Raw genomic sequence first — 5,079 nt, 5'->3', positions numbered from 1 at the left:
TTATGTCGCGGGGTAAACCCGCTGCTACGAATGCGTAGACTCGAATTTACTTGTGCAAAAATGAAAGGCAGGGCACTAATCAGCGGCTGTATTAGCGCCTAGCCAAACAACATCCATGTTGTTAAAGAGCGGGTAAATCAATATTGTTTAATAAGTTTGCTGTGCAGTGATAACGTCATCATCATTATTATCACGCTCAAAGTTCAGGTTGAACTGGCCTTGCCGTGTAATAGTAAAAATGGCGCGCGTCCATTTTTCTGGTTGGTGTTTAGTGGCATTCTCAAAAAGGGTGATGAATAAATCGACTATCTCGTCTGTCACGGTAATTGGCTGTTCACTAGAGTCATCGGCTTTTTTAAAGTGAGCTTGGCATTCAAGTAAACCTTTATCTTCGCAATTTAAAATGAGTTGGGCTTCAAGCCACGGCTCTTTTATTTGCTCGTAAAGGAACTGACCTAGGTGTTGTGGAACGTTTTTAATATCTGGTTGCATATGCTGTCCTTAGCATTATAAATGTCATAATTAGGGAGAGCTCCTTAATTCATGAGGGATTTTTAAATTACTTTATTTTTTCTAAATAATTTTCAAATTCAAGATTCCGATGCTTATTTGTTAATAGTTGATTGATTTTTAGCATTACGTCAATCTCTTTATCACTAGGATCGTTAAATTGTAATGAAATAAATGGAGCACGATGATCAAAAAATACCTTCGTAAGTTCCAATAGTACTCCATGGATTATCTCGCAAAAAAATTGAGTTATCTGCTCATCTGTTAGATCTTCATCATAAAGGTCATCAAATATTTCTTCTATCCTTTCATTAATGTCGTTAAATGCCTCATATTCGTAAAAAATATTATTCCACTCAGATACAGAGTATTTGATTATTAGCCAATCGCTTTCAGGAAATTTTTCTTTTTTCTTTTCCAAATAATCATTAGAGTTCCAAGAAAAGCCAAATGCACTAAAGCCTGAATCACAATGAATAGCTATTGAATTTATATCCTTATACTTGTGAATCAACTTTTTTAAGAGCGCTTTATAAATATTACTTAGATCTTCGACAAGTTGATTTTTTTCTTGTTCAAGATTCATATTGTTCTACCTTTCGATATTGTTGCCCATTGCTCTAATACTTTGAGTATCGCTTTTTTATTGCCCCGAGATGTATTCAACATTTCATTTAGTTGAGCCTGAGGCTCTAATCCATGCTGTCCTTTTATGAGAGGCGCCCAAGCAAAATTCTCCTTAGATAATAAAGGATTAATACCTACATCTTCAAGAATTTTCCGATTTGAAACACCATATTTACCACCTCCTTTCTTCTCTACTAAATGGTGAGCATGATTGGGAGGTCCGGGATATTTAGTTCCTGATATTTCTTCATAATATTTTTCCAATTGTCTCCCCACATGTTTTTACCACTTTTTAAAGAGCCGAAATATATAGCATCCTGTATTTCGTTTGAAGATAACCCTTCATTTGCAAGCTTTATTTTCCATGCTCTAAAATCTTTGCGTTTTAACGTAAAGAACTCATTGGCATACTTTTCAATTAATAAGCTATTAGAAAGCTGCTTATTTGCTTTGTTCTTAGCCCCCTTTAAATCATTCCCTTTCGGCGGCTCTAATTCATTGGCTACCGTCTTCTTCGGTTTGCCCACTACACCCGTGCTTGCCGGTGGCTCAAACTCATCGAGGGCTTTATTTACGCGATTGCCAATTTCTTGCGCTGCGTTTCTTACCCCTTGGTCTATTTGCGGGGTGACTTCATCAAGTTGTTTGACCATGGCTTGCATGCCGTCAATGGCCGAGTCTGGCAGTAGGAGGTCGTATTTCCAGCTGGTTGAAATATCTTGCAAGGTATCTCTAAAGCTTTTAATAATTGCTTTGACTTCACTGGCGGCTTGTTTGCCTAAGTCTTGCCAGTTTATTTTACGTAAATACTGAACAGGGTCACCTTTGCCTACTTTCGTTGGGTAAAGAGCCGGAATACTGCAATAGCGCCTTCCATCGATTCGTTGCTGTCATTGGCTTTATCATCAAATAATAATTCGTTGTGGGCTGCGGGGGAATTATGTCGTGGGGTAAACCCGCTGCTACGAATGCGTAGACTCGAATTTACTTGTGCAAAAATGAAAGGCAGGGCACTAATCAGCGGCTGTATTAGCGCCTAGCCTACCAACATCCATGTTGTTAAAGAGCGAGTAATTATTAATACGTTCAGTTTATTCTGGTTTTGGTGGGTTTACATTAATTAACCAATCAGGAATATACTCATTTTCAACGCTGAGCTGATAGCCTTTGACTTCTTTAGCGATAACAGCCATTGCGGTTAGTGGTATTGAAATGGCGCCACGGTCATTCCACATGCGCTCTTCATCACTGTAATATTCTTGGTGCAGTAATAAAGCTTTTTCCATGGTGCTGTTGTAGGCTTGCTCACCATTTTCGGTGAAAATCGCTTCGATAACAGAGACCAACGGCCACTTGAGACGACTGGCATACAAATACGCTTCATCAATAGGGTAATCATCCGGGTTAGAGGTGATATACGCTTGCTCTAGCAGGTGCGCTAAGTCGGCGCTTGGGGCGAACAGTCCTTTGAGTAAATCAGCTAAGGCATAATCAAACGGTTTGAGTTGATTGCCGTAATTAGAGTTTACAAACACCTCATTGTCGATGGTGGTTAAAAAATCTATGGCCTCTTGGTTGCGTACGATAATCGCGGCATATAAAGCAAGTAGCCAAACAGGGTGCTCTGCGTTTTCAGGGTTTTTCTTGCCAACCACCTCTAGGTATTCATCGTCATAAAAAAATGGAAAGGCTTGACCATCATTGGCGTTACTTTGGAAAATACCGAGGCCTAATTGCGATGCGCGTAGCAAGTACAGCCAGGCATGGTAGCTATTAGGGTTTTCAATGGCTTCCATTGGGAAAGTGTCTATTAGGTTTGTTTTAAAGCTAAAATACATTTGGTAGCCAGGGTTTTTCTGGATCATAGTAATTTCATCTTCTTGCAATCTATTATATAACTTGATTGCTCTTTCATAGCTTCTTTGTGCAAAGCTGTAATGGCTTTTAATCATCTAAAATAACTCCTTAAAATCCGATATCAAAAATAGACACATCAATGGTCTCGATTAAGCCATTGTCATTGGCTTTTTGTTGTATGCCAATATATTCAATACCCTGTTTTCTTTTTGCAATTCTTAACTCATCCAGCATATCTTCAATGCCTTCAACCTGCTCAGTAAACGCTTTTTCGCCGACTTTACCATAGCGAGGGTCTTTTGTGAGGCGTTTCATCTGCTCGGTATAATTATCAATCACAGAATCCATGTACTTGGCGGAGCCTTGCTGTGCACGTTCCTCTCCAGCTATTCTGCTACCCCATGTTGCATTACCGCCTTTGGCTTCCATGATAAGGACTTTACCATCTTCGATGACATACACTTGGTCAAACTCGCCTTGTTTGCCGTTACCGGGTAATTTGGTGTTTAACGGTTTGGCGTTAGGGTAATTTTGTTGTACGTAAATGCGTGCGGCTTCTTCACCTAAATCTTCACTGGCCAATCGCATGGCTTTTTGTGCATCTGTTAATGCTTTAGCGTCGCCTGCCAGTAATGCAGCGTCACGTTGTGCAACGGCTTTATTACGTGCTGTTTCTAATGTTTTTAAACGCTTTCTTGCTGCTGAGTCTAAGTTGCTGTGTTTAATTTTTAGTTTTTGTGAAATGGTGTTAAACACATCGATTTGGTCAGATACAGTAACTAACGCGCCATTTTCATAACGCAGTTTCGGTGGTTTACTCCCATCTATGCGCTGTATGATAACTTTACCGTCTGCATTGGTGTATGCACGGTAGTTGCCACGAATATCATCGGGAAGATTCTCTAATAAATAGTCAGCATGGGCTTTGGCTGACACCTGCGTGGTTACGCCTCGGTTGGTACCTGGTTGTAATGTCGCATCGGGTTTGTCAATGTGCTCAATTAATTTAGGTTGCTCAGGCGACACGGTATGCGAGGTGGTTTTGTTAAGTTGCTTGCGTTTGAGTATGTCGGCCATCTCGACTAATGAGCGATTCGCATTGACGAGATGCTTGGATTTACTTGCCGCAGAGGCTGCGGCTCCCGCACCGCCCGTTAACAGCGCTAATAATATCTCAAACGCCATAACACCGGTTAAACGTTGTTTATCAACGTAGGAATGCGCTTCAATATAGTCATACGGGAAGCGCGCTAATGCACTGCTGGTGTCTGCATCGTCCATTAAGGCAAGTAATAGTTCAAACGCCTGTGATAATGCGCTGGTTGTTTTTTGGCTAAAGGCTAAAATGGTTTCAAGTTCTTGTTTAACAGCGTGTTTATCACCACTTGCAACGGCGTCAATCATTCTAAAACAGGCCGAATACACACTGATATTGATATCAATCCCTAGTACGACTAAATCAGCGATACCCGTTACAAGGGATTTAGCGCCTTGATACAGACCCGTTGCTCTTGCGCCGGTTTCAATCATCCATTGGGTAAAAAAGTCTTCTTGCTCAAAAATGGCATCCCCAATCGCGGCTTGCCTGCGAATTTCATCAAGCATGGAGGTAAGGTGTTGATTGAATTCTTTGCGCAATTGAATAAGGCGTTGCTCATCGGCTTGGGTGGTTGCTGACAATGTCACTTGGCTTTTACCTTGTGGTAAATTAGCCAAGGTTGCTACGCCATTCGCCAGGGTGCCGGTGTGTTCAACACCATCATTATCAATAATATGGTAGTCAACACCTTCAATGGCAGAGCCATCATCGTAGAAGTATTCAAGTTCAAGCTGAGCGAGTGCGCCTGCAGATAGCGTATTGTCACTTAAATCAAACGCGGTGATTTGGCTAATACTCGCAGGACTTGAGGCACTTGGGCTACTAGCTGTTTGCGGGCTTTCTATATCGTAATCAACTGGTCCATCAAAGGTGACAATGTTGCTGTCGAGGGTGAGTATATTGGTAGCGATGATGGTGGCGTTGCCTTGGCTATCGAGTTTAATTTCGCCGCCGGCGTTATGAATGATTAAATCGCCTTGCCCAGA

General features: G+C 41.3%; 4 protein-coding genes and 1 pseudogene. All 5 read right to left on the bottom strand.

Translation table 11 applies throughout. The annotated features are described in order from the left end of the window. Window positions 1-147: 147 nt before the first annotated feature. Window positions 148-492: an immunity protein YezG family protein gene (locus H5201_RS22060; RefSeq protein ID WP_182785410.1), complete on the bottom strand. Its 345-nt coding sequence runs from the start codon at window positions 490-492 to the stop codon at window positions 148-150. Window positions 493-559: 67 nt separating this feature from the next. Beyond that, the gene (locus tag H5201_RS22055; RefSeq protein ID WP_182785409.1) at window positions 560-1,096 is read right to left on the bottom strand and encodes a DUF4303 domain-containing protein; all 537 of its coding nucleotides are present in this window, start codon (window positions 1,094-1,096) and stop codon (window positions 560-562) included. A 235-nt stretch (window positions 1,097-1,331) separates the two neighbouring features. Next, window positions 1,332-1,862, bottom strand: a complete 531-nt coding sequence (locus H5201_RS23330) for a hypothetical protein (RefSeq protein ID WP_259399736.1) — start codon at window positions 1,860-1,862, stop codon at window positions 1,332-1,334. Window positions 1,863-2,228: 366 nt separating this feature from the next. Beyond that, window positions 2,229-3,089 carry an immunity 49 family protein gene (locus tag H5201_RS22040; protein WP_182768373.1) on the bottom strand — a complete coding sequence of 287 codons (861 nt, stop codon included), beginning with the start codon at window positions 3,087-3,089 and terminating at the stop codon, window positions 2,229-2,231. 13 nt (window positions 3,090-3,102) lie between these two features. Next, window positions 3,103-5,079, bottom strand: a pseudogene (locus H5201_RS22035) (type IV secretion protein Rhs); the annotation flags it as partial.

Source organism: Pseudoalteromonas sp. SG43-6 (genome assembly GCF_014164365.1).
GTDB classification, from domain to species: domain Bacteria; phylum Pseudomonadota; class Gammaproteobacteria; order Enterobacterales; family Alteromonadaceae; genus Pseudoalteromonas; species Pseudoalteromonas rhizosphaerae.
Note: the sequence above shows the minus strand (reverse complement) of the source record. Positions and strands in the feature narration are given on the sequence as shown.